This window comes from Pseudomonas sp. KK4 (assembly GCF_001984065.1).
GTDB lineage: Bacteria > Pseudomonadota > Gammaproteobacteria > Pseudomonadales > Pseudomonadaceae > Aquipseudomonas.
This window is the reverse complement of the sequence record NZ_LYVP01000257.1, coordinates 1-628: the sequence shown is the minus strand read 5'-3', so window position 1 is coordinate 628 and position 628 is coordinate 1. Positions and strand designations below refer to the sequence as shown.

At 58.3% G+C, this 628-nt stretch carries 1 protein-coding gene; it reads right to left on the bottom strand.

Annotated features, from left to right (window positions below; genetic code table 11):
• Positions 1-101: 101 nt before the first annotated feature.
• Positions 102-416: a DUF3077 domain-containing protein gene (locus B0W55_RS29400; protein ID WP_077049388.1), complete on the bottom strand. Its 315-nt coding sequence runs from the start codon at positions 414-416 to the stop codon at positions 102-104.
• Positions 417-628 lie beyond the last annotated feature (212 nt).

Genomic DNA, 628 nt, shown 5'->3' with positions numbered 1-628 from the left:
CGAGCTTGCTCGCGATGGTCGTCAACGATGACGCTGGCTGTCTGAATGCCCGCGTTGTCCCGACTTTCATCGCGAGCATGCTCGCTCCTACAGGGGGTGGGTTACTGTTGTTGGTTGGCTTTTCTGTGCTTGCGATCGCGATCGCGCTCCAGCACCTTCGCCACGTCATCGATCACGGCTTTGCTCATTGCGGTCAGGTAGTGCGCGGCCCAGGCGTGGCGGTCGCTGTTTGCGGTGTAAGCGGCGTCCATGGTCAGGGATTTTGCGAGGTGTAGCAGGTCGGAGGCTTGGTTCAGGGCGTCGGTGAGGGGGACGTCTCGGCAGACGTGGAACAGGGGTTGGTTCGAGAGGTACAGGAAGGGGGTGAAGCCGATGGTTTTTAGTTCTGAGGGTGAGGGCGGATTTGTCTTGTTCATGGTGTAGCTCCTTAACTTGAGGAGCTGCCACATTCGTTTCCAAGCAAATGGTGGCAGCTGTACGCAGGTTGGAAAACCGGAAGTCAAGGAAACCGGCACGTCCGAAGACGTCCCACGCACAACTGCCATAACACAGGGAAGCGGACGAAAACGTCCGCTGTTGTGATGGGGCTGTTGCGTTTGACTTGACGGGTTTCCAAGCCCGGTCGCTG